Raw genomic sequence first — 23,719 nt, forward strand, 5'->3', positions numbered from 1 at the left:
AATCATTTGATGAGAATGGGCTCTGGTCGATAGGCCGCCTATTTCGGCGTCAGCGTCCGCCGCACGGCGTCGTGCCAGCCTTTCAGCTTGGCCTTGCGCAGCGAAGGCTCCATGACCGGCTTGAACTGGCGGTCGAGCGCCCAGGCCTTGGAAAACTGTTTGGCCTTCGGCCAGACGCCGGCGCGCGATCCCGCCAGCCAGGCAGCACCGAGTGCCGTGGTCTCGAGCACCGTCGGCCGGTCGACCGGCGCGTCCAGGATGTCGGCCAGGCGCTGCATCGTCCAGTCGGAGGCGACCATGCCGCCGTCGACGCGCAGCACGGTCTTGCCGTTGCCGCCCTTCCAGTCCTTCTTCATCGCGTCGAGCAGGTCGCGGGTCTGATAGGCGACGGATTCCAGCGCTGCGCGGGCAAATTCCGCCGGCCCGGTGTTGCGGGTCAGGCCAAAGATCGCACCGCGCGCCTCGGCATCCCAATGCGGCGCGCCGAGTCCGACAAAGGCCGGCACGAGATAGACGTCCTGGCTGTCGTCGGCGTCGGCCGCCAGCTTGCCGCTTTGCTCGGCCTTGCCGATCACCTTGATGCCGTCGCGCAGCCACTGCACGGCGGCACCGGCGACGAAGATCGAGCCTTCCAGCGCATAGGTCGTCTTGCCCTCGAGGCGATAGGCGATCGTCGTCAACAGCCGGTTCTTCGAGCGCACCATGTCGCTGCCGGTGTTGAGGATGGCAAAGCAGCCGGTGCCATAGGTCGATTTCATCATGCCGGGCTCGAAGCAGGCCTGGCCGATGGTCGCCGCCTGCTGGTCGCCGGCAACGCCGAGGATCGGGATTTCGGCGCCGAACAGCGCCTTCTCGGTCACGCCGAAATCGGCGGCGCAATCCTTGACCTCGGGCAGCATGACGGCGGGGATCTTCAGGATGTCGAGCAGCTCGGCGTCCCAGTCGTTCTTCGCGATGTTGTAGACCAGCGTGCGCGAGGCGTTGGTGGCGTCGGTCGCATGCAGCTTGCCGCCGGTCAGGCGCCAGATCAGGAAGCTGTCGATGGTGCCGGCAAGCAGCTCGCCGCGTTCGGCCCGCTTGCGCGCGCCCTTCACCTTGTCGAGCAGCCAGGCGATCTTGGTGCCGGAGAAATAGGGATCGAGCAGAAGCCCGGTCTTTCCAGCGAATTTCGGCTCCAGCCCCTGCTTCTTCAGCCTGGCGCAGAGAGGGGCAGTGCGCCGATCCTGCCAGACGATGGCGTTGTGGATCGGCTTGCCCGTCGTTCGGTCCCAGATGACGACGGTTTCGCGCTGGTTGGTGATGCCGATGGCCGCAATGTCGGCGGCGGTCGTGCCGGCCTTCTTCAGCGCCGCCCTGCAGGTTGTGACGACGCTGTCCCAGATTTCCTCGGGGTCATGCTCGACCCAGCCGGAAGCAGGGAAATGCTGGGTGAATTCCTTCTGGCCGACACCGACAGGTTTCATCGTTTGGTCGAACACGATGGCCCGGCTCGACGTGGTGCCTTGGTCGATTGCCAGAATGAAGCCGCTCATCTTCCCCCTCCGCAGTCACTTGCATGAATAGGGGAGACGGCGCTGCGCCGTCTCCCCGGATAGTTGGCCGGGCGGATGATCCGCCCGAACGCTTACTTGCTCCAGCTCTTCACCAGCTCATCGTAGTTGATGGTGACAGGCTTTTCCTTCTCGTTTTCGATCTTCAGCTGCGGCGCGAGATTGCCGGCCTTGACCGCTTCGGCATTCCAGTAGGCGAGATCGTGCTCTTCCGCCATCTTCGGGCCGATATCGCCCTGGATGCCGGCGCGCTCGAGGCGCTCAAGCACCTTTTCCTGCTCGGCGCACAGCGAGTCCATGGCTTCCTGGGCCGTCTTGGCGCCCGAAGACGCGTCACCGATCGCCTGCCACCACAGCTGAGCCAGCTTCGGATAGTCAGGCACGTTGGTGCCCGTCGGCGACCACTGAACGCGGGCCGGCGAACGGTAGAACTCGATCAGGCCACCGAGCTGTGGGGCACGGTCGGTGAAGCTCTTGTGGTCGAGCGTCGACTGGCGGATGAAGGTCAGGCCGACATGGCTCTTCTTCACGTCGACAGTCTTCGAGGTCACGAACTGCGCATAAAGCCATGCGGCCTTGGCGCGGTCGTCAGGCGTCGACTTCAGGATCGTCCACGAACCGACGTCCTGGTAGCCGAGCTTCATGCCGTCCTTCCAGTAGACGCCGTGCGGCGAAGGCGCCATGCGCCACTTCGGCGTGCCGTCCTCGTTCATCACTGGCAGGCCGGGCTTGACCATGTCGGCGGTGAAGGCGGTGTACCAGAAGATCTGCTGGGCAATCGCGCCCTGGGCCGGCACCGGGCCGGATTCGGAGAAGGTCATGCCCTGGGCTTCCGGCGGCGCGTAAGCCTTCAGCCAGTCGAGATACTTGACGATCGAATAGACCGAGGCCGGTCCGTTGGTGTCGCCGCCGCGCGCGACGCAGGAGCCGACGGGCTGCGACTTTTCATTGACCTTGATGCCCCATTCATCGACCGGCAGGCCGTTCGGCAGGCCCTTGTCGCCGTTGCCGGCCATCGACAGCCAGGCGTCGGTGAAGCGCCAGCCGAGCGAGGGGTCCTTCTTGCCATAGTCCATGTGGCCATAGACTTTCTGGCCGTTGACGTCGCGGCCGGTGAAGAACTCGGCAATGTCCTCATAGGCCGACCAGTTGACCGGAACGCCGAGGTCGTAGCCGTATTTCGCCTTGAAGTCGGCCTTGTTCTTCTCGTCGTTGAACCAGTCGTAGCGGAACCAGTAGAGGTTGGCGAACTGCTGGTCGGGAAGCTGGTAGAGCTTGCCGTCGGGTGCTGTCGTGAACTTCGTGCCGATGAAGTCGGCGATGTCGAGGTTGGGGTTGGTGACGTCCTTGCCCTCATTGGCCATCCAGTCGGTCAGGCTGCGGGCCTGCAGATAGCGCCAGTGGGTGCCGATCAGGTCGGAATCGTTGACATAGGCGTCATAGATGTTTTCGCCCGACTGCATCTGCGTCTGCAGCTTTTCGATGACGTCGCCTTCACCGATCAGGTCATGCGTGATCTTGATGCCGGTGATGTCGCTGAACGCCTTGGCGAGCGTCTTCGATTCATATTCGTGCGTGGTGATGGTTTCCGAGACGACCTTGATCTCCATGCCGGCGAAAGGCTTCGCCGCATCGACGAACCATTGCATTTCGGCTTCCTGGCCGGCGCGGTCGAGCGCCGATTGATCCTTGATCTCGGTATCGAGGAAGGCTTTTGCCTCGTCCATGCCGGCAAAGGCATTGCTTGATCCCAAGAGCAGGGCGATCACGCTTGTTGATGCTAGAATATGGCGTCGCATTAATTTCCTCCCAAACAAGGTTGCATTGCCATTTGGCGCCGCCGCGGGCTTGCGGCGGCCCAACATTTCCCCCTCTAGACGAAGCGGAATACGCCGATCGCGTAGACCACTGCGAGAGCGAGAGCCCACCACAGGTTGGGCCCGATCAGGCCCAGCCATGCGAGATGAATGAAGGCGCTGCCGAGCAGCGAAACGAAAAGCCTGTCGCCCCGGGTCGTTTCGAAGCGGAGGATGCCGACGCGCGGATTGCCGCCGGGCGAGAAGTATTCCCACACGCCCATGCCCACGAGCATCAGGAAGATGGTGATGAAGAACGCCGCTGTCGGCAGCGTCCAGGCCATCCATGAAAGGTCCATCACAAACGCTCCCTCAGACGCGGCCCAGGGCAAAGCCCTTGGCGATGTAGTTGCGGACGAACCAGATGACGAGCGCGCCCGGAATGATGGTCAGGACGCCGGCCGCGGCGAGCACGCCCCAGTCCATGCCCGAGGCCGAGACGGTGCGTGTCATGATCGCGGCGATCGGCTTGGCGTCGGTGGTGGTCAGCGTGCGGGCGATCAAGAGTTCGACCCACGAGAACATGAAGCAGAAGAAGGCCGCGACCCCGATGCCGCTGGCGATCAGCGGAACGAAGATCTTCACGAAAAAGCGTGGGAACGAGTAGCCGTCGATATAGGCGGTCTCGTCGATCTCCTTCGGCACGCCCGACATGAAGCCTTCGAGGATCCAGACTGCCAGCGGCACGTTGAACAGGCAGTGCGCCAGCGCAACCGCGATATGCGTGTCGATCAGGCCGAAGGCCGAATAGAGTTGGAAGAAGGGCAGGGCGAACACCGCCGGCGGCGCCATGCGGTTGGTCAGAAGCCAGAAGAACAGGTGCTTGTCGCCGAGGAAGCGGTAGCGCGAGAAGGCGTAAGCCGCAGGCAGGGCGACGGCGATCGAGATCACCGTGTTCATCACCACATAGATGATCGAGTTGATGTAGCCCTTGTACCAGGACGGATCCGTGAAGATCACGCCGTAATTGCGCAGAGTGGGGTTCTGCGGCCAGAGCGAAAATGTGCCCAGGATTTCCTGGTTCGACTTGAAGCTCATATTGATGAGCCAGTAGATCGGCAGCATCAGGAAGATGATGTAGAGCGTCGGCACCACCCACCAGAAGCGCGATTCCTCGCCGCGCCGCCGCATCCTGCGCGCCAGCGCCTCGTCTGGAGCGCCGCCATGGACAACGCCCGTCGAGGTCACGGCATCCCGCATCATCTTGTCCTTGTCGGCGTCCGCGACTGCTTGCCTTGTCCCCGCCATCTCACTTCTCCACGTCGTAATTTGTCATGACGGTGTAGAAGACCCATGACAGCAGCAGCACGATCAGGAAGTAGATGATCGACATCGCCGCCGCCGGGCCGAGGTCGAACTGGCCGACGGCCATCTTGACCAGGTCGATCGACAGGAAGGTGGTGGAGTTGCCGGGGCCACCGCCGGTGACGACGAAGGGCTCGGTGTAGATCATGAAGCTGTCCATGAAGCGCAGCAGCACGGCGATCAGCAGCACGCGCTGCATTTTCGGCAGCTGGATGTAGCGGAACACCGCCCAGCGCGAGGCGCCGTCGATCTTGGCGGCCTGATAGAAGGCGTCGGGGATCGACACCAGGCCGGCATAGCAGAGCAGCACGACAAGGCTGGTCCAGTGCCAGACATCCATGACGATGACCGTCACCCAGGCGTCGAACGGGTCGTTGACATAGTTGTAGTCGAAGCCGAGCGCATGCAGCGTGTAGCCGAGCAGGCCGATGTCGATGCGGCCGAAGACCTGCCAGATGGTGCCGACGACGTTCCACGGAATGAGCAAAGGCAGCGCCATCAGCACCAGGCAGACCGGCACGCCCCAGCCCTTCCGCGGCATGTTGAGGGCGATGAAGATGCCGAGCGGGATCTGGATCGCCAGGATGATCGCCGAGAAGATCAGGTTGCGGCCCATCGCCGCCCAGAAGCGGTCGGAATGCAGCATCTCCTCGAACCATTCGGCGCCGGCCCAGAAGAACTGGTTGCCGCCGAACGTGTCCTGCACCGAATAGTTGACGACGGTCATCAGCGGGATGACCGCCGAGAAGGCCACCAGCACCAGCACCGGCAGCACCATGAACCAGGCCTTGTTGTTCCAGGTCTTTTCCACGGGTTACGCTCCCATCTCGACGCGCCAGGACTTGTCGTAGAGGTTGATGCCGGCAGGATCGAAGCTGACATGCGGATCGGCCGGCACGTGATCGTCCTCGCCGAGGATCGCCGCGATCTCGCGGCCTTCGAGGCTGGCGCGCACCACCTTGTGGCGGCCGATATCCTCGACCTTGCGTATGGTGACAGGCATGCCCTTGGCGCCGAGCCTGACATATTCGGGCCGGATGCCGAGTTCGATGCTTGCGCCTTCGGCCTTGGGCGTGCCGGGCAGCTCGATGGTCTGGCCGCCGAGCCGGGCGCGCCGGCCTTCGACCGCCACCGGCATGACGTTCATGCCGGGCGAGCCGATGAAATAGCCGACGAAAGTGTGCTTGGGGCGCTCGAACAGCTCGGCCGGCGTGCCGATCTGGACGATCTCGCCGTCATACATCACCACCACCTTCTCGGCGAAGGTCAAAGCCTCCGTCTGGTCGTGGGTGACATAGATCATGGTGTAGCCGAAGCGCCGGTGAAGCTGCTTGAGCTGCGAGCGCAGCACCCATTTCATATGCGGGTCGATGACGGTCAGCGGCTCGTCGAACAGGATCGCATTGACGTCGGAGCGGACGAGGCCGCGGCCGAGCGAGATCTTCTGCTTCTGGTCGGCGGTGAGCCCGCGCGCCTTGCGTTTGGCCCAGCTGGCGAGGTCGATCATGTCGAGCGTCTCGCGCACCTTGCGGTCGACATCGGCTTCTCCGACGCCGCGGTTGCGCAGCGGGAAGGCGAGATTGTCGTACACCGTCATGGTGTCGTAGATGACCGGGAACTGGAACACCTGGGCGATGTTGCGCTCCTGGGTGGACAGCCGGGTCACGTCCTTGCCGTCGAACAGAAGCTGGCCGTGCGAGGCATGCAGCAGGCCGGAAATGATGTTGAGCAGCGTGGTCTTGCCGCAGCCGGACGGCCCGAGCAGGGCATAGGCGCCGCCGTCCTCGAAGCCGTAATGGACTTCGCGCAGGGCATAGTCCTTGTCGGATTTCGGGTTGGCGCCATAGGCGTGGCGGATGTGGTTCAGGTCGATGCGTGCCATCTTCCCCTCCTATGCGGCGCGTGACGAGGGTGCGCCGGCGGCGCGACCGGTGGCATCGAAGACCATGACGTGGCGCGGATCGATGAACACCTCGATGGTCTCGTCCGGCTCGAACTGGCGGATGCCATGGGTCAGCATCACCCAGCGCGCGTCGGCGTAGTTGAGGTGGACAAAGCTCTCCGAGCCGGTGATCTCGGTGACCGACACCTTGGCCTTGACGCCGACGGCGTCGGTCGTGCGCTTCTCAAAAGAAAGATGGTGGGGCTGGAAGCCGATCGTATAGCTGGCGTCGGCAATGCCGGCGAGGTCGCCTGGCACCGGGAGGTCCACCCCACCATCAAGCTGGAAGTTGCGGCCGCTCTTCCTCAACACGATGGTATTGAGCGGCGGGTCGGCGAAGGTCCGCGCCGTGATCAGGTCGTCCGGCTTGCGGAACACCTCGATCGTCGGGCCGAACTGGGTGATGCGGCCTTCCGACAGCGTTGCCACATTGCCGCCGAGCAGAAGCGCTTCATGCGGCTCGGTCGTGGCATAGACGAAGATCGCGCCGGTTTCGGCGAAGATCCTCGGCAGTTCGGCGCGCAGTTCCTCGCGCAATTTGTAATCGAGATTGGCGAGCGGCTCGTCGAGCAGCACGAGCCGGGCATTCTTGACGATGGCCCGTGCGAGCGCTGTGCGCTGCTGCTGGCCGCCCGACAGGTTGAGCGGGGTGCGGTCGAGATAGGGCGTCAGCTTGAGCAGGTCGGCGGCGCGCTTGACCTCCTGTTCGATCCTGGCCTTGTCGGCGCCGGCGACACGCAGCGGCGAGGCGATGTTCTCATAGACCGTCATCGCCGGGTAGTTGATGAACTGCTGGTAGACCATGGCGATGTTGCGCTTCTGCACCGGCACGCCGGTGACGTCGACACCGTCGAACCAGACCGAGCCCGCGGTCGGCTTGTCGAGCCCGGCCATCAGCCGCATCAGGCTGGTCTTGCCCGACAGCGTCGGCCCCAGCAGCACATTCAGGCTGCCGTGCTGAAGCGCCAGCGAGACGTCGCGGATATGATCCGTGCCGGCCACCGTCTTGGTTACGTTGCGCAGTTCGAGCATAAATCCTCCTCCCAGAGGCAGATGCAGGCGGGCAGGCCTATTCTGCCGCGGCGTTGTGCACGCCTGGGCTCATTCCTTGCAGAAATTCATCGAGTGCCGCGGCCTGCTCCTTGCTGAGCTTCAGCCCCCGCTTGGTGCGCCGCCACAAAACGTCCTCGCCGCTCACCGCCCATTCATGGGCGACGAGATAGCGGACCTCGGCCTCGTAGAGATCGGCGCCGAAATTGCGCCCGAGATCGGCTTCCGACTTCGCCAGGCCGAGCAGCGTCCTGGCGCGTGTGCCGTAGAGCCTGGTCAGGCGGCGGGCGAGGCGCATGTCGAGGAAGGGGTAGGCAGCCTTGAGCTTGACCACTTCGGCGTCGAAGCCGGTCGCCTCGAACTCGCCGCCCGGCAGGGCGGCGGTTGCCGTCCAGGCCTTGCCCCTCTTGCCCAGCTGCTTCTCGATGATCTCGAGCATGGATTCGGCAAGGCGGCGATAGGTGGTGATCTTGCCGCCGAAGATGTTGACGATCGGCGCGCGGCCTTCGCCGCCATCTGATTTCAGCACATAGTCGCGTGTCGCTTCCTGGGCCTTGCTGGCGCCGTCGTCATAGAGCGGGCGGACGCCGGAATAGGTCCAGACGATGTGTTCGGGTTTCACCGGCTCGGCGAAATATTCGCTTGCCGCCTCGCAGAGATAGGTGATCTCAGCCTGGCTGATCCTGGCGGTGTGGGGATCGCCTTGATAATCCTGGTCGGTGGTGCCGATCAGGGTGAAGTCTTCCTCGTAAGGAATGGCGAAGATGATGCGCCCGTCCTTGTTCTGGAAGAAATAGGCGCGCGGATCGTCGAACTTCTTCGCCACCACGATGTGGCTGCCCTGGACGAGGCGGACATTGTGGACGTTGTTCTGGCCGACGGTTTCGGTCAGCACATGGTCGATCCAGGGCCCGGCGGCATTGACGATGAGCCGCGCCTTGACCTCTTCGACCTGGCCGCTGCGCAGGTCCTCGACGCGGATGTTCCAATGGCCGTTGTCGCGGCGCGCGCTCGTCACCTTGGCCCGGGTGCGGATGACGGCACCCCTGTCGGCGGCGTCGCGGGCATTGAGCACGACCAGCCGTGCATCGTTGACCCAGCCATCGGAATATTCGAAGGCGCGCGCAAACATCGGCTTCAGCGGCTTGCCGGCGACGTCGCTGTGCATGTCGAGCGTGCGTGTCGGCGGCAACAGCTTGCGGCCGCCAATATGGTCGTAGAGGAACAGGCCGAGCCGGATCAGCCATGCCGGGCGCAGGCCCTTGGCATAGGGCAACACGAAGCGCATCGGCCAGATGATGTGAGGCGCATTCTTCCACAGCACCTCGCGTTCCATCAGCGCTTCGCGCACCAGGCGGAACTCGTAATGTTCGAGATAGCGCAGCCCGCCATGGATCAGCTTGGTCGAATAGGACGAGGTGCCGGAGGCGAGATCGTTCATTTCGGCAAGGTAGACGGAGTAGCCGCGGCCGACCGCGTCGCGGGCGATTCCGCAGCCATTTATGCCGCCGCCGATAACGAAGATGTCGTGGATTTCGGGTCTGCTCACGCCTTCGCCGCCTTTTCGCACTGCAGCAATTTAAGCACCATTCGAAGCTCGATTTGGATTATTTCGAACTGAAAGTGAATGTCAAACGAAATATATCGCTGATCGCAGGCTGACATGCTGACGTTGTGTCAGGGGCAGGGGCTTGGTGTGTATCCGTCAGTTTAGACGGCTAAAAGCCTACAAAAGGGCGGAATATTCTGTTTTTCGCCAGGCGAAACACTGTTGCCCTCGGGCAATGCAGGACAATTCCCGGTTGTGATCTTCGTTTTCAGCCTTCATTGACCAAAACGAAAGCGGAATTTCCGGTGCATGTCGCGGCGGCAGGCGGCGTCTGTGCGGCCGGCTGTGGACAACAAAAAGCCGGGGCCGCGTCGGCGGCCCCGGCTGCAGATGGGGTTCGCGAAAGTCAGTGGGGGAAGAAGGCGAAGCGAATGACGAACAGGATCGCCACCAGCCAGGTCGCGGCATGGACTTCACCGGGACGGCCGGTGAGCAGCTTGAGCGCGGCATAGCTGATGAAGCCGAAGGCAAGGCCGTTGGCGATCGAGTAGGTGAAGGGCATCATCAGCGCGGTCAGCGCCGCCGGTGCTGCCTCGGTGATATCGGCCCATTCGACCTCGACCAGCTCGCGCATCATCAGGCCGGCGACATAGAGCAGGGCAGGCGCCGTCGCATAGGCAGGCACCGAGCCGGCCAGCGGCGAGAAGAACAGCGCGGCGAGGAAGAGCACGCCGATGACCAAAGCGGTCAGGCCGGTGCGGCCGCCTGCCTGCACGCCCGAGGCGCTTTCGACATAGGCCGTCGTGCTCGAGGTGCCGAGCAGGGAGCCCGCGACGATGGCCGTGCTGTCGGCCAGAAGGGCGCGGCCGAGGCGGTTGGGCTTGCCCGGCTCGATCAGCCCGGCGCGCTTGGCGACGCCGATCAGCGTGCCGGTGGCGTCGAAGACCTCGACCAGCACGAACACCAGGATGACATGGACCAGGCCGGCATGCAGGGCGCCGAAGACGTCGAGCTGCAGGAAGGTCGGCAGGATCGACGGCGGCATCGAGACGATGCCGTTGAACTGGCTGACGCCGAGCGCCATCGAGGCGATGGTGATCACCAGAATGCCGATCAGGATCGCGCCGCGCACCTTGAGCGCGTCAAGGGCCGCGATGATGAAGAAGCCGGCGATGGCAAGCAGCGTCCCGGTCTGGCTGACGTCGCCCAGCGTCACCAGCGTTGCCGGGCTGGCCACGACGATACCGGAGCTTTTCAGCGCGATGATGCCGAGGAACAGGCCGATACCGGCGGCAATGGCGCTGCGCATCGAGTGCGGGATGCCGGCGATCAGCCAGCTGCGCACGCCGCTGACGGTCAGGATCAGGAAGATCACGCCTGAAATGAACACCGCGCCCAGCGCCTGCTGCCAGGAAAAGCCCATGGCGCCGACGACGGTAAAGGCGAAGAAGGCGTTCAGGCCCATGCCCGGCGCCATGCCGATCGGCCATTTCGCCACCAGGCCCATGACCAGCGAGCCGATCGCTGCGGCAAGGCAGGTGGCAACGAACACGGCGTTGCGGTCCATGCCCGTCGACGACAGGATCTCCGGGTTGACGAAGATGATGTAGGCCATGGTCAGGAAGGTCGTGACACCGGCGATCACTTCGGTCCGGACCGATGTCCCTTGTTCCTTCAGGTTGAAATACTTCTCAAGCACTCTTTGCTTCCTCCCAGACGGTTAGGGGGCAGCCTGGTCCTGGCGCAGGCTTGCCGACGCACCCATGCTTTCCCCGCATGGCCGCCGGCGTTTTCCTGCCGAACTCCTGCTGCCCTCTCGTGCCGACCCAGGACGCGTCTTGCGTCTCCACCCCGGACCGGCTTCCGCCAACAAATGGCGCAAGGCATGATTGCCTGCGCAAACGTGGCCTAAATTCTGCCTGATGCAGCCATCGCACAAGTGGCGGTTGCTTTAAGCAGTTTCGCGTTTTTGTTGATGGATTGCGCCCGTTCGGACGATGCCTCAGGCGAGCAGCGCCTGGCCGGTTGCCGGGTCGAACAGGTGCAGCGCGTCGTCGTCGACGGCAAATGCCGCCACGTCACCCTGGCCGACCCTGGCTCTTGGCGCAAGACATGCGGTGAGCTTTTGCGGGCCGATGCGCGCGGTGGCGACAAGTTCGGGTCCGGTCAGTTCGACCACTTCGATCCGCACCGGCAGCACATGGCCGCCGGCCTGGTCGCCTGCCTGGTCAAGTGACGCCAGCCGCAGTGCCTCCGGCCTGATGCCGAGCGCAAGCCGCGTCTTGTCCTGGACAACTGGGGCCTGGAGGAGTGGCCTGAAACGGTCGGGCAAACGCAAGCGAACCTCGGATCCGACGATTCGTAACGCGCCATTGTCGACCTCGACGTCGATCATGTTCATCGGCGGGGCGCCGACGAAGCCGGCGACATAAAGCGTGGCGGGCTGGTTGTAGATCTCTTCCGGCGTGCCGAGCTGTTCGATGCGCCCATCCTTCATCACCGCGATGCGTGTCGCCAGCGTCATCGCCTCGATCTGATCGTGGGTGACGTAGACGACGGTCGTCTTCAGAATCTGGTGCAGACGCTTGAGTTCGGTGCGCATTTCGAGCCTGAGCTTGGCATCGAGATTGGACAGAGGCTCGTCGAACAGGAACACCTGGGGCTTGCGCACCAATGCCCGGCCGATAGCGACGCGCTGGCGCTGGCCGCCGGAGAGCTGGCTCGGCTTGCGGTCGAGCAAGGGCTCGATCTGCAGCAGGCGCGACGCCTCCGCGACGGCCTTCTCACGTTCGGCAAGCGGCACCTTGCGCATCTCCAGGCCGAAGCCGATGTTCCGGCGCACGCTGAGATTGGGGTAGAGCGCATAGGACTGGAACACCATGGCGATGTCGCGGTCCTTGGGATGAACGCCGAGGATGGACCTGCCGGCGATGCGGATGTCGCCGCTGGTGGCTTCGGCAAGCCCGGCTATGATGTTGAGCAGCGTCGATTTCCCGCAACCCGACGAGCCGAGCAGGACGAGGAACTCGCCGCTCTGCAGCGCGATGTCGATGCCTTTCAGCGTCTCGACCGCGCCGTAGCTCTTGCGGATGTTCTGGATGTCGAGCGCACTCATGCAAATTCGTCCCTGATCTCGGGCAACCCGCCATAGAGGCGGGGCAAGGTGGAAATGGCACGCGAGGCGACCTGCACGCCCGCGGTGAGGCAGGCAGCCAGCGGCCGGTCGCCGGCAAGCGCTGCCAGGAAGGCAGCATTGAAGACGTCGCCGGCGCCGATCGTGTCGATGACCGTGACGACGGGTGCTTTCACCGACACCAGTTCGCCGCCGGGACCGATGGCGACGGCGCCGTCCGGACCGCATTTGACGACCAGGATCGCGCCTTCGGGCATGCTGCGCCACAAGGCGACTGCGGCTTCGGCCGGACTGTCGAGGCCTGCAAGGGTCGTTGCCTCGACTTCGTTCAGCAACGCACAGTCGCAATGCGCAAGCCATGTCCGCGTCAAGGCGCAGTTGTGCTCGGTCCAGCCGTCGGGTGGCCAGCCGGTGTCGAGCACGACCGAGATGCCATGGCCATGCGCCCAGTCGAAGAAGGCGTCGTAGTCGCGCGTAAGCTCGGTGGTCAGGAACGCACCACAGAGCAAGGCGTAGCCGCCGGAAAGCTGCGCGCCGTCGAGCACCGACAACACATCGGCCAGGCTGAAGCGGGGCAGGTGGCCATGGGTGGTGAAGAAGGTGCGTTCGCCGTCGGGATGGGTGATGCCGACCGAAAGCGTCGTGCGCTCGGCAGTAACAGGCCATCTGGCGGCCCGATCGCCGAAGGCGTCGCGCAGCCACAGGCCGAACTGGTCGTTGCCGACATTGGCTGATATCTCGAAGTCGACGCCGAGCGCATCCCAGGCAAGCGCGCTGTTGCCCGCCTGGCCGCCGACCCGCAACTCGTCATGGTCGACGATGATCTCCGTTCCTGCCCTCGGCCAGGGTGCTGTCGGCCCCAGGATGAGGTCGACATTGACGTTGCCGATGACAGCAAGCGGACGCATTCATTCGCTCCGCGTGATCTTGGTCGAACGCACCGGCGTGCCGGCGTCGTCGACACGGGCATCGGCAAAGGCGATCATCAGCCGCTGGGCTGTCGGCAGCATGGCAAAAATGGCGTCCATGCCGGTTGCCGGCTTGAAGGCAAGGGTCGTCGCGCCCGCCACCGGCGCCTCATCAGAGGAATCGAAGATGACGACGGCAGCACCGGTCTCGACAGCCGACACGGCCATGGCGGTGACAAGCGGTGCCGTCGGGTCCTTGCCCCGGAACAGCACGACCCCGATGTTGGGCCCAAGCATCTCCATCGGCCCGTGCCGCAGCTGTCCGCCCTCGAGCGAAAAGCACGGCCGCCGCGACAGTTCGGTCAGGCCAAGCGCCAGCGCCTCGGCAACGCCCTGCAGGCGCCGGCCCGAGGTGACGACGGTGTCGACATCGGCCAAAGCCTTGAGCGCGGGACCAACATCGACGACCTCGGGCAGTTGCAGGGCGACAAGCGCCCCGCCCGGATGTTCGCCAAGCGCGGCGAGAATGGCGAGGTGAAGCGAAAGCGTCACCGTCAGGCTGCGGGTCGCGGCAAAGGCGAGCTCGGTGCCGCCGACGCCGACCAGCGAAGGTGCTGTCCGGGCCAGGAACGAGCCGGCCTCCAGCGTCAGCCCGAAAGTCTCGCTGTTGCCGCCCGTCTCGGTGAACCAGCGCAGCACCTCGGCACTTTCGCCCGACTGCGACGTCATGATCACCGTGCGGCCATCGAGCGAGAGCCCCTGGCCGAGTTGCTCCGACAGCGGCAGGGCAATGGCGTCGATGCCGAGCGCGCGATAGAGCGGCTCGACCGCCCGGCCGACGGCATGCGAGCCGCCCATGCCGAGCAGCAGCAGCCTGCCGGTCCTTTCGAGCGAGGCGGCGACCCGGGCCGCCATTCCGGCGTTTTCGGCGAAGGACGCCAGGGCGTCGCCATTCTGCCGCGCCATTTCGCGGTCGATGGCCAAGAGGCCGGCAGGTCTGGGCTTCGGTGAGGTCATGGTCATCATCCTTTCACGCCGCCGCTGGTCAGGCCCGAAATCAGGGCACGCTGCATGACGAGCCCGATCAGCACCGGCGGCAGGGCAGCCAGCACGCCTGCGGTGGCAATCAGACCGTAATCCGAGACGCGGCCTCCGGCGAGGTCGGCGATGGCGACCGTCAGCGTCTTGGCGCGCAGGTCGGAGGTAAACAGCAGCGCATAGAAGAACTCGTCCCAGGCCAGGAGCAGCGCAAACAGTGCCGACGTCGCGACAACGGGTGCTGCCAGCGGCAAGGTGATGATGCGCAGCGTCTGGAACAGGCTGGCGCCGTCGATCATCGCGGATGCTTCGATCTCGCGCGGGATGGCATCGAAGCCCGATTTCATCAGCCAGGTGGTGAAGGGGGCGAGGATGGTGAGATAGACCAGCGCCAGGCCGAAAATGTTGTTGAGCATGCCGAAATAGGCCAGGCCCATATAGAGCGGCACGGCGAGCGCCACCGGCGGCAACATGTAGGTGGCGATCACCATCGACAGCGACCAGCCGACCTGAGGCGTGCGCGACACCGCCCAGCCGGCCGGGATGGCAAGCGCAATCGCTGCAATCGTCGCCATGCCGGCGATCTTAAGGCTATTCCAGAGGGAGGCCGTGAAGGCGGCGCCGGCGCTGTTTTCGACTGATGAAAGCAGCAAGGCGTAACGGGAAAAGTCGACCTCCGCGGGCCACCAGCGCAACGGCTTGGCCGACAGGTCGGCCGTCGGCGAGATGCTCATGACGAACAGCCACAGCACCGGCGCCAGGATGACGACCGCCAGAAGCAGCGCTGCGGCATGGATGAAGATGGTGAAAGCCAGGCTCCTGCGTTCCATCAGCTCGCACTCCCCGCAGCTTTCCTGACAAGGGCCGCATAGGCGACGGCCAGCACGGTGACCAGCAAGGTGACGATCAGCGCCAGCGACGCGCCCGAGCCGGCGCGCTGGAACGAAAACGCCTCCTGATAGACCAGGATCGACAGCGTGCGCGTCGAATTGGCCGGCCCGCCGCGCGTCATCACCCAGATGATGTCGAACACCTTGAAGGCCTCGATGGTGCGCAGCACCAGTGCCACCAGAAGCGGGCCGACGAGATAGGGCAGGATGACGAAACGGAAGCGCGCGATCGGCCCGGCGCCGTCGACCATCGATGCCGCGGTGATGTCGCGCGGCACAGCCTGCAAGGCTGCAAGGGCAATGAGGGCGACGAGCGGAAAGTTCTTCCAGCAGTCGGCGACGATCAGCGCTGCCAGCGCGGTGTTGGGCTCGCCGAGCCAGGAGCGGTAGGCGTCGAGCAGGCCTGCTTGGGTCAGTGCCGCGTTTAATGCGCCATATTCGGGATTGTAGATCAGCCGCCACAGCGTGGCGTTGACCACTGTCGGCAGCGCCCAGGGCAGGATCATCAGCGCACGCAGCACGGTGCGGCCGTAAAACTGCTGGTTCAAGAGCAGGGCGGCGAGCACGCCGAGCACCATCTCCGCCGCCACCGAGATGACCGCGAACCATGTCGTGGTCACAAGCGTGCGCTGGAAGTTCGCGCCGGACAGCATCCTGGCGTAGTTGTCGAGGCCGACGAAGCTGCCCTCGGTGCCGACGAGCCTGGCGTCGGTGAAGGACAGGCGAACCGTGTCGACGAGGGGCCAGCCGATGACTGATATCATGACCGCGAGCAGCGGCAGCATCAGCAGCCATGCCCGGGTCGTCATCCATGAGCCCGACATGAGGCGACTCTTTTCAGTTGGAACGAAAGGGCCGGGCGACCGGCGCCGTCCGGAAATCATTTGAAACCAAAGGACCGGGCCGCCGGAGCGGCCCAGAAGTGACTTGAACCGAAAGGGCGGGGCGGTCGGACCCGCCCAGAAAACGAAAGGGCCGGGCCGCCGGAGCGGCCCGGAGTTTGGGGCAGTAAAGCTTAGAGACCGCTGTTTTCGGCAGCGCTCTTGAGCGCGTCTTCGGGCTTTGCCTGGCCGAGCAGCGATTCCTGGATCGCCTGCTGCAGCGCCGTCGACAGCTCCTGGTATTTCGGCGTCGTCGGGCGCGGATACATCGCCGCAAGGCCGAGCTTGGCAGCGGCGATCAGCTCTTCCTGGCCCTTGGTCACTTCAGGATCGTCATAGGACGAGGCCCAGATCGGCAGAGAGAGCTTTGCATACTGGTTCTGGGTTTGCTGCGAGGTCATGAAGGTGATGAACTTCCAGGCTTCCTCGGGATGCTTGCTGGCTGTGGTGATGCCGAGGCCCATCGAGCCGTTGACCGCCGAGACCTCGCTTTTGCCCGCAACGCCCGGCGCCGGCACGACGCCGACCTTGCCCGCGACCTTGCTGTCCTTGGGGTCGTTGGCCATGTTGTACATGTAGGTCCAGTTGAGCGCGAAGGCGGCTTCGCCGTTCTGGAACACCTTGCGCACGTCCTCTTCGAGGAACTCCTTGGAGTTCGGGTTGGTCAGGCCCGAGCTGTAGCTCGTCACCATGTAGTTCAGCGCATCGAGCCCGCCGCCGCTCTGGAAGGCCGGCTTGCCGTCCTTGATGAAGTCGCCGCCATAGGCGCTGACCAAAGTGGTGTAGTCGCAGATCGCCGCTTCCGCCTGCGACCAGCTCCACGAGATCGGCGTTGCCAGCAGGCCCTTGTCCTTGATGATCTTGGCCTGCTCGGCCAGTTCGTCCCAGGTCTTGGGCGGGCTCTTGATGCCGGCCTTTTCAAGGATTTCCTTGTTGTAGAACAGGTACTTGGTGTCGAGAATCCACGGCATGCCGTAAGACTTGCCGTCATAGGTGACGGTGGTCCAGGCGCCTGGAAGCACACCCTTCTTCATCTCCTCGGTGATGCGCGCGGAGACGTCGACGAGCACATTGTTGGAGGCATATTCGGCCGGCCAGATGACGTCGAACAGCACCACGTCGTAGCCGCCCGACCCCTGGGCCAGCACTGTCTTGTCGTGCAGGCCTTCGTAAGGCACGAATTCGAGATTGACCTTGATGTCGGGATTGGCCTTGCTGAAGGCTTCAGTCATCGCCCGCACGTCGGCCTCGCTATAGGCCGCCTGGGCCATGAACAGCGCGTTGATCGAGGTTTCGGCAAAGGCATGAGGCATGAAGGCGCCGCCGACGAAAGCCGCGCCGAGCAATGTCCTGCTAATCGATTTCAACATTTGATCCTCCATTTTTGACTTATGCAAATCCGTCCGGCGGCGCGCGTCACGCTGCCGTCTCGCCTGGGAAAGCACGGGGCCTTGGCCTCGCGATCTGTCGCAAGCGGCTGTCCTGGTCGAAAAATGCGGCGGCTCCAGCCGCCTTTGGTTCCCTGGAACTCTCGCGGTTCCTTATTAAGTCAACTGACTTGACTTATTACTTCTGCAATTATCATTGGAGTCAAGAGGGGAAAACAGTTGAGCGACATCAGCCCGATCCGCGCCACCAGCGGCACCAACCAGGAGGGCACCAGCGCCCACAATCGCCGTGTCATGATGGACGCGTTGCGGCTCAACGGAGCGCTGTCGCGGGCCGACCTGGCGCGGGCGACGCAGCTGACCAAGCAGGCCGTGTCCAACATCATCGAGGAGCTGGAACGCGACGGTTTCGTCGTCTCGCTCGACGCGGTGAGAAAGGGCAGGGGCCAGCCCTCGACGCCTTACCGTCTGGTGCCCGAAGGCGCCTTTGCCATCGGCCTGCAGATCGACCGCCACCTGACCCGCGCCGTCGCCGTCGACCTTGTCGGCACGGTTCTGGTGCGCGCCGAGGCCAAGCTGCCGCCCGACGATCCGCATGGCGGCGTCAAAATCATTCTCGGCGTGGTCGAGAGCATCAGGCGCGACCTCGCCGCGATCTCGGCGCTATCCGAAAAGCGCATCGTCGGCCTGGGTGTCGCCATGCCCGGTCCGTTCGGGCTGGAGGAGTTCGGCGACAACAAGTGGATGATGCCGGCCTGGCAGAAATATCCGCTGCTGGAGACGCTAGCCGCCGGCACCGGCCTCGACATCAGCCTGCAGAACGACTCCGCCGCCTGCGCCATCGCCGAGCGCATGGTGGGCGCCGCGCATGGGCTCGATCACGCCGTCTGCCTCTATGTCGGCTACGGCATCGGCGCCGGCCTGATCCTCAATGGCGAGCTCTACCGGGGCGGCAGCGGCAATGCCGGCGAAATCGGCATGGCGCTGCTGTCGCCGCGCGGCAGCGACGGTGCGGTGCTCGAGCATCGGGCCTCGCTGGCCTCGCTCTACCAGCAGCTGGAGCTCGACCCGTCCGAAACCGGCCTCTACGACCATGTCGCGGCGTTGGCCCTGGCCGAAGATCCGGCGTTGCTCGCCTGGGTCAGGGACGCGGCGATGGATCTGCGCTGGAGCGTCCAGCTCATCGAAACGCTTTTCGACCCGGAGACGGTGATCCTGACCAGTGGCGCGCCCGAGGCCTTGGCCCGTCTGATCGTCGAGGCGATGCTGCCGCTGCCGCTGTCGATCGCCAATCGCCCGGGGCGGAGCTTGCCGCGCCTGCAGCTCGGCATCACCGACCCCTGGTCGATCGCCCTTGGCGCCGCCGCCGAGCCGATCGGCCGCGCCTTCGACCCACGCTTTTCGGCGATCCTCAAGACCCGTTCGGGCGGCTAGGGATTTTGCGCGTCGGTTCCTGATGTGAAAATAATTTGACAGGAAGGCAAATCTGCGTTTGCATCGGCCTGCCTGATGATGCGAGCGCGCGAGCTTTCGCTCAGGCGGGGAGAGATGCCGCGACAAGGCAATCTCCCGCACAGCATGATCAGAGCAGCCCGCTCAACCTACCAGTCGATGACGATCCGGAACTCGCAATTCCAGGGACAGGGCTCATAGCGCGACGAAGCTGAATGCCAGCTGCGTCGGAGTGAATGAGAACCGACCTGGAGAAGCTGCATGTCCGTAGACCTGCTCGTCCGTGACGCATATGTGTATGTCGATCGCGGCTGGGAAATCGCCGACGGCTGGATCGCCGTCAAAGACAAGAGAGTTCATTCCGTAGGCAAGGCCGGCGACGAGCCGGTCGCCGCAAGGACCATCTCGGCGCGCGGCCGGCTGGTCACGCCGGGGCTGATCAACGCCCACCACCACATGTACCAGAACCTGACGCGGTCCTACGCGCCGGTGACCAACGGTTCGCTGTTCGAATGGCTGACCGGGCTCTACCCGATGTGGGCCGGGCTGACCGAGGAATCGGTCTATGCCTCCACCTATGTCGCGATGACCGAGCTTTTGATGGGCGGCTGCACCACCTCGATGGACCACATGTATGTCCATCCCAGGCCCAGGCTGATCGATGCCCAGATCCGCGCCAGCACCGACATCGGCTTCCGTTTCTATGCGACACGCGGGTCGATGACGCGCTCGGTCGAGGATGGCGGCCTGCCGCCTGCCTCGGTGGTGCAGCGCGAGGACGACATCCTCGAAGACAGCGTCCGGCTGGTCGAGAGCTACCACGATGCCGGGCCGGGCGCGATGACGCGCGTGGCGCTCGCGCCTTGCTCGCTGTTCTCAGTGACCGAGCGGATCATGTCGGAATCGGCGCGGCTGGCCGACAAATATGATCTCAGGCTGCACACCCACCTCGCCGAGGACCCCGAGGAGGATAGATATTGCGCCGAGGTGTATGGCTGTACGCCGACCGAATATTTCGAGCGTGTCGGCTGGGCCAGCAAGCGCTCCTGGGTCGCGCATTTCATCTATCCGACCGATGCCGAGATCGGACGCCTCGCACATGCCGGCGTCTGCGCCACCCAGTGCCCCTGTTCGAACATGCTGATCGGCGGCGGCTCGGCCGACGCCATGGGGCTTCGCGCCCGCGGCATGCGCGTCGGCCTTGGCTGCGATGGCTCGGCTTCGACCGACCATGCGTCGATGTGGCTGGAGGCGCGCACGGCGCTGTTGCTCGGACGCTATCGCAACGGACCGCATTCGATGTCGGCGCGCGATGCGCTCGACATAGCCACGCGGGGCGGCGCCGCCTGTCTCGGCTGGGAGGATGAGATCGGCCATCTGAGGCCGGGCGCCTGCGCCGACCTTGTCGTCTGGAGCATGTCGGATGTGGCGCTTGCCGGCGCCCATAGCGATCCGGTCGAGGCCTGGCTGCGCTGTGGCCCCGCGGTCGCCGGCACCACCGTCGTCTCAGGCAAGGTGCTCGTCGAGGACTGCCGTCCGGTGATGACCGAACTCGGCGACGTGTTGCGCGAGCATGCCCGCCATTCGCGTCGCATGCAGTGCCTCGAGGCCTGACCGGGCCATCGGCCCAATTTCATCTATTGCCGCGGAGGCGGCTCATACTTCTGGGAGGAGGTCGTATATCAATGACTGATCATGTTCATGCCCATATGGGCGAGCTTGAAGCGGTCGACGGCATGGTCGGGGATGTCGAGGAGGTCATCCCCGCCAAGCGTCGCTTCGCATTGGGACTTCAGCAGGCGCTCGTGTCCAACGCCTGGCTCGATCCCATCTTCATCGCTTCGGTGGCGGGGTTCTCCGCCACGCTGGCGACAAATCTGGTGACCGCCACATTCCTCGCTGCAGGCGTGGTCACCGTCGTGCAGAGCACCAGGCTGGTCCGCTTGCCGGTGGTGCAGGGGCCGTCCTCGGCCTTTTCGCCACTGGCCATCGGTTATTACAAGGCAGGGACGATTTCCGCGGCAAGCCTCGGCCTGATCATCGGCGCGGCACTCGTCTTCCTTGCCTCCGTATGCGGCCAGTTCGCCAAGCTCCGGCGGCTGCTGTCGCCGGCCGTCTCCGGAACGATCATCACCCTTGTGGGGGTCGCACTGGCCGGGTTCACCTTCATGGAGTTCTTCGGCGGCATCGGCTCGCCAAGCTTTGCCACGGGATCGAGCCTGTTCCTGGCCTGTGTGACGACGGCGGTGGTGCTGCTCAGCGCCGCCTTCGGCGGTACCTTGCGCATGTTCGGCTTCCTGACCGCGCTCATCGTCGGCGATGTGCTGGCCCTGGGCCTTGGACTGCTCGACTTCTCCAGCGTCGGCCAGGCGCCCTGGCTGGCTTTCCCGAAACTGCTGCCCTATGGCGCGCTGACCTTCGACCCGGCGATCACCATCACCATGTGCATCGTCTTCGTCGTTGCCGTCGTCGAGGCCATGGGCATGTATGAGGCGACGGCGCGGCTCACAGGCGTCGAACTCGACGACCGCCGCGTCAACGCCGGCATTGCCGGTGAAGCCGGTGGTTCGATGCTGGCAGCGCTGATCGGCGGTTTCGGCACGACGGCATACGCGCAGAATCTCGGCGTCATCAGGCTGACCGGCGTCGCCAGCCGGCATGTCGTCCGCGTCGCCGGCTTCATCTTCATCGCCCTGGCATTCCTGCCCAAGGTCGCAGCGGTGCTGGTGGCGACACCGGCGGCGGTTGTCGGCGGGCTGTTCCTGCCGGCGGCGGCAACCGTGGTCATGACCGGCATCCAGATGGCGAGCCAGGACCGGGGTTCACCTGTCAAGAACATGGTGGCCCCGCTCGGCCTGATGGCCGGGCTGGGCATTCCTGCGCTGGCCGGGGCCCTGTCGGGCGGGCTGCCGCAGATCCTTGGCGAGATGCTCGCGCATTCCATCGTGGTCGGCGCGGTGACCGTCATGGTCGCCGAGATCGTCCTGGTTCGTCTTCCCGAGTTCCTGCGCTCGCGCTGAAACAGGAGCAGCCGGGCCGAGGATCCGGCGTCGATCGGCTGGGACATGGACGCGGCGATGGACTCGCGCTCGGCGCTGACGCCGAGCGCGATCGACCCACGCCTTTCGGCGCCCCCAAGGACGCGTTCGGAGTGTCAGCCGAGCATTGCCGGGCTGAAGCGCGCGCCTTGCTCATGGATCCGCTTGACCAGCATCAGCGGGTGGGTGCCGCCGATCTGAGCCGTCTCATCGGCGACGGCCGCGGTGGTCGCCGTCGCCATCAGGTTGGGCATGGTCGCGGCGCTATCCATCTCAGCCCGCCGCATCGATGCCGCCGATGCAGGCATATTTGAGCTCGGTGAATTCGAGGATGCCGTGATGGGAGCCCTCGCGCGAATTGCCGCTTTCCTTGACGCCGCCGAAGGGCGCCAGTTCGGTCGAGATCAGCCCGGTGTTGACGCCGACCATGCCGAATTCGAGCCGCTCCATCATGCGGAACACCCGCGCCGAATCGCGCGTGAAGAAATAAGCGGCGAGCCCGGTCTCGGTGGCATTCGCCGCCTGCAGCACCTCGGCCTCTGTCTCGAAGCGGAATACGGGTGCCAGCGGCCCAAAGGTTTCGTCCTGCGCCAGCAGCATGTCGGCGGCAGCGCCGGTGATGACTGTCGGTTCGAAGAAGGTGCCGCCAAGCGCGTGGCGCTTCCCGCCGGCGGCAATCTCGGCGCCCTTGCCGAGCGCGTCCGCGATATGCGCTTCGACCTTGGCGACGGCGCGTTCCGAGATCAGCGGCCCCTGGACGACGCCGTCGTCGAAGCCGCAGCCGACCCGCAACTGCTTCACCCGCTCCGTCAGCCTGGCGACGAAGACGTCATGGACGGCCGACTGAACATAGATGCGGTTGGTGCAGACACAGGTCTGGCCGGAGTTCCTGAATTTCGACGCCATCGCGCCTTCGACCGCGGTGTCGATGTCGGCGTCGTCGAAGACGATGAAAGGGGCATTGCCGCCAAGCTCCAGCGCGACACGTTTGACCGTGCTTGCCGCCTGCCGCATCAACAGCTTGCCTGTCGGCGTCGAGCCGGTGAAGCCGACGAGCCGGACGGCGGGATGCGAGGTCAGCACGCCGCCTATGGCTATGGCATCGCCGGTGACGACATTGAAGCTGCCGGCGGGAAAGTCGGCGCGGCGCGCCAGTTCGGCCAGGACGAGAGCGGTCAGCGGCGTTTCGGGCGCCGGCTTGACGACGACGGTGCAGCCTGCGGCAAGCGCCGGGGCGACCTTGCGGGTGATCATCGCCGCCGGGAAGTTCCATGGCGTGATCGCCGCGACCACGCCGAGCGGCTGCCGCTGCACCAGGATACGGGCGTCGGGGCGGTGTGACGGCAGGATCTCGCCGGCAATACGCTTGGCCTCCTCGGCATAGAACTCGACATAGGAGGCGGCATAGTCGATCTCGCCGAGTGCCTCGGCGAAGGGCTTGCCCTGTTCGCTGGTCAGGATGGTGGCAAGGTCGCTGCGTGCCGCAACGATCAGCTCGAACCAGCGCCGCAGCGTTGCCGAGCGCTCCTTCGCCGTCTTCGCCGCCCAGGGCCGGAACGCCCTGGAAGCCGCCTCGACGGCTTGGGTGGCCGCGTCGGCGCCAAGGTTGGGGACATGGGCGATGACGGCGCCAGAGGCCGGATCGGTGACAGGTGTGTCGGCAGACCCGACAAAGCAGCCGTCTATGAAGGCCTGCGTCTTCATGAGGCCATTGTCTTCGAGCGTGCGCATGACGGCTC

20 protein-coding genes are annotated in these 23,719 nt (G+C 64.7%); 3 read left to right on the forward strand and 17 right to left on the reverse strand.

Annotation, left to right across the window (positions count from 1 at the left end; translation table 11 throughout):
* Nucleotides 1–38: 38 nt before the first annotated feature.
* The 15 genes from glpK to Amn_RS11680 form a co-directional block, all read right to left on the reverse strand.
* Entirely contained in the window at nt 39–1,532 is a 1,494-nt protein-coding gene (glpK, locus tag Amn_RS11610; protein ID WP_286297160.1) for a glycerol kinase GlpK, read from the reverse strand.
* A gap of 92 nt (nt 1,533–1,624) precedes the next feature.
* Nucleotides 1,625–3,349, reverse strand: coding sequence for an ABC transporter substrate-binding protein (locus Amn_RS11615; RefSeq protein WP_067963216.1), 1,725 nt, complete (start codon nt 3,347–3,349; stop codon nt 1,625–1,627).
* 74 nt (nt 3,350–3,423) lie between these two features.
* Nucleotides 3,424–3,705 (reverse strand): DUF2160 domain-containing protein, encoded by a 282-nt coding sequence (locus Amn_RS11620; protein WP_067963213.1) that lies wholly within the window; start codon nt 3,703–3,705, stop codon nt 3,424–3,426.
* A gap of 13 nt (nt 3,706–3,718) precedes the next feature.
* Complete coding sequence (locus tag Amn_RS11625; protein ID WP_376775254.1) at nt 3,719–4,606, reverse strand: carbohydrate ABC transporter permease; 888 nt, start codon at nt 4,604–4,606, stop codon at nt 3,719–3,721.
* A 49-nt stretch (nt 4,607–4,655) separates the two neighbouring features.
* Nucleotides 4,656–5,522 (reverse strand): carbohydrate ABC transporter permease, encoded by an 867-nt coding sequence (locus Amn_RS11630; RefSeq protein WP_067963210.1) that lies wholly within the window; start codon nt 5,520–5,522, stop codon nt 4,656–4,658.
* Between the two features lie 3 nt (nt 5,523–5,525).
* Complete coding sequence (locus tag Amn_RS11635; protein WP_067963207.1) at nt 5,526–6,593, reverse strand: ABC transporter ATP-binding protein; 1,068 nt, start codon at nt 6,591–6,593, stop codon at nt 5,526–5,528.
* A gap of 9 nt (nt 6,594–6,602) precedes the next feature.
* Entirely contained in the window at nt 6,603–7,685 is a 1,083-nt protein-coding gene (locus Amn_RS11640) for an ABC transporter ATP-binding protein (protein ID WP_286297161.1), read from the reverse strand.
* 37 nt (nt 7,686–7,722) lie between these two features.
* Complete coding sequence (gene glpD / locus Amn_RS11645) at nt 7,723–9,252, reverse strand: glycerol-3-phosphate dehydrogenase (RefSeq protein WP_192317129.1); 1,530 nt, start codon at nt 9,250–9,252, stop codon at nt 7,723–7,725.
* A 406-nt stretch (nt 9,253–9,658) separates the two neighbouring features.
* Nucleotides 9,659–10,951 carry an NCS2 family permease gene (locus Amn_RS11650; RefSeq protein ID WP_067963201.1) on the reverse strand — a complete coding sequence of 431 codons (1,293 nt, stop codon included), beginning with the start codon at nt 10,949–10,951 and terminating at the stop codon, nt 9,659–9,661.
* A gap of 303 nt (nt 10,952–11,254) precedes the next feature.
* Complete coding sequence (locus Amn_RS11655; RefSeq protein WP_067963199.1) at nt 11,255–12,367, reverse strand: ABC transporter ATP-binding protein; 1,113 nt, start codon at nt 12,365–12,367, stop codon at nt 11,255–11,257.
* Nucleotides 12,364–13,293: a PfkB family carbohydrate kinase gene (locus Amn_RS11660; RefSeq protein ID WP_182573697.1), complete on the reverse strand. Its 930-nt coding sequence runs from the start codon at nt 13,291–13,293 to the stop codon at nt 12,364–12,366. Before Amn_RS11660 ends, Amn_RS11655 begins: the two co-directional genes overlap by 4 nt.
* Nucleotides 13,294–14,310 (reverse strand): SIS domain-containing protein, encoded by a 1,017-nt coding sequence (locus tag Amn_RS11665; protein WP_286297162.1) that lies wholly within the window; start codon nt 14,308–14,310, stop codon nt 13,294–13,296.
* Between the two features lie 5 nt (nt 14,311–14,315).
* Nucleotides 14,316–15,161 carry a carbohydrate ABC transporter permease gene (locus Amn_RS11670; protein ID WP_182573698.1) on the reverse strand — a complete coding sequence of 282 codons (846 nt, stop codon included), beginning with the start codon at nt 15,159–15,161 and terminating at the stop codon, nt 14,316–14,318.
* A complete protein-coding gene (locus Amn_RS11675; protein ID WP_067963190.1) occupies nt 15,161–16,045 on the reverse strand; it encodes a carbohydrate ABC transporter permease in 885 nt (294 codons plus the stop codon). The genes Amn_RS11670 and Amn_RS11675 overlap by 1 nt, the downstream gene beginning before the upstream one ends.
* Before the next feature lie 191 nt (nt 16,046–16,236).
* Nucleotides 16,237–17,472, reverse strand: coding sequence for an extracellular solute-binding protein (locus tag Amn_RS11680; protein ID WP_067963186.1), 1,236 nt, complete (start codon nt 17,470–17,472; stop codon nt 16,237–16,239).
* 237 nt (nt 17,473–17,709) lie between these two features.
* On the opposite strand from Amn_RS11680, the gene Amn_RS11685 reads away from it, so the two are divergent.
* The 3 genes from Amn_RS11685 (at nt 17,710) to Amn_RS11695 (ending at nt 21,962) form a co-directional block, all read left to right on the forward strand.
* Nucleotides 17,710–18,924 carry an ROK family transcriptional regulator gene (locus tag Amn_RS11685; RefSeq protein ID WP_286297164.1) on the forward strand — a complete coding sequence of 405 codons (1,215 nt, stop codon included), beginning with the start codon at nt 17,710–17,712 and terminating at the stop codon, nt 18,922–18,924.
* 279 nt (nt 18,925–19,203) lie between these two features.
* Nucleotides 19,204–20,556, forward strand: a complete 1,353-nt coding sequence (locus tag Amn_RS11690; RefSeq protein WP_286297165.1) for an 8-oxoguanine deaminase — start codon at nt 19,204–19,206, stop codon at nt 20,554–20,556.
* 71 nt (nt 20,557–20,627) lie between these two features.
* The gene (locus Amn_RS11695) at nt 20,628–21,962 is read left to right on the forward strand and encodes a uracil-xanthine permease family protein (RefSeq protein ID WP_286297167.1); all 1,335 of its coding nucleotides are present in this window, start codon (nt 20,628–20,630) and stop codon (nt 21,960–21,962) included.
* Nucleotides 21,963–22,096: 134 nt separating this feature from the next.
* On the opposite strand, the gene Amn_RS11700 is transcribed toward Amn_RS11695, so the two are convergent.
* Both Amn_RS11700 and Amn_RS11705 read right to left on the reverse strand, forming a co-directional pair.
* A complete protein-coding gene (locus Amn_RS11700; protein ID WP_182573700.1) occupies nt 22,097–22,252 on the reverse strand; it encodes a hypothetical protein in 156 nt (51 codons plus the stop codon).
* Between the two features lies 1 nt (nt 22,253).
* Complete coding sequence (locus tag Amn_RS11705; RefSeq protein WP_182573701.1) at nt 22,254–23,711, reverse strand: NAD-dependent succinate-semialdehyde dehydrogenase; 1,458 nt, start codon at nt 23,709–23,711, stop codon at nt 22,254–22,256.
* Nucleotides 23,712–23,719: the final 8 nt, after the last annotated feature.

This window comes from Aminobacter sp. Y103A, assembly GCF_030294925.1.
Lineage (GTDB): Bacteria > Pseudomonadota > Alphaproteobacteria > Rhizobiales > Rhizobiaceae > Aminobacter > Aminobacter ciceronei.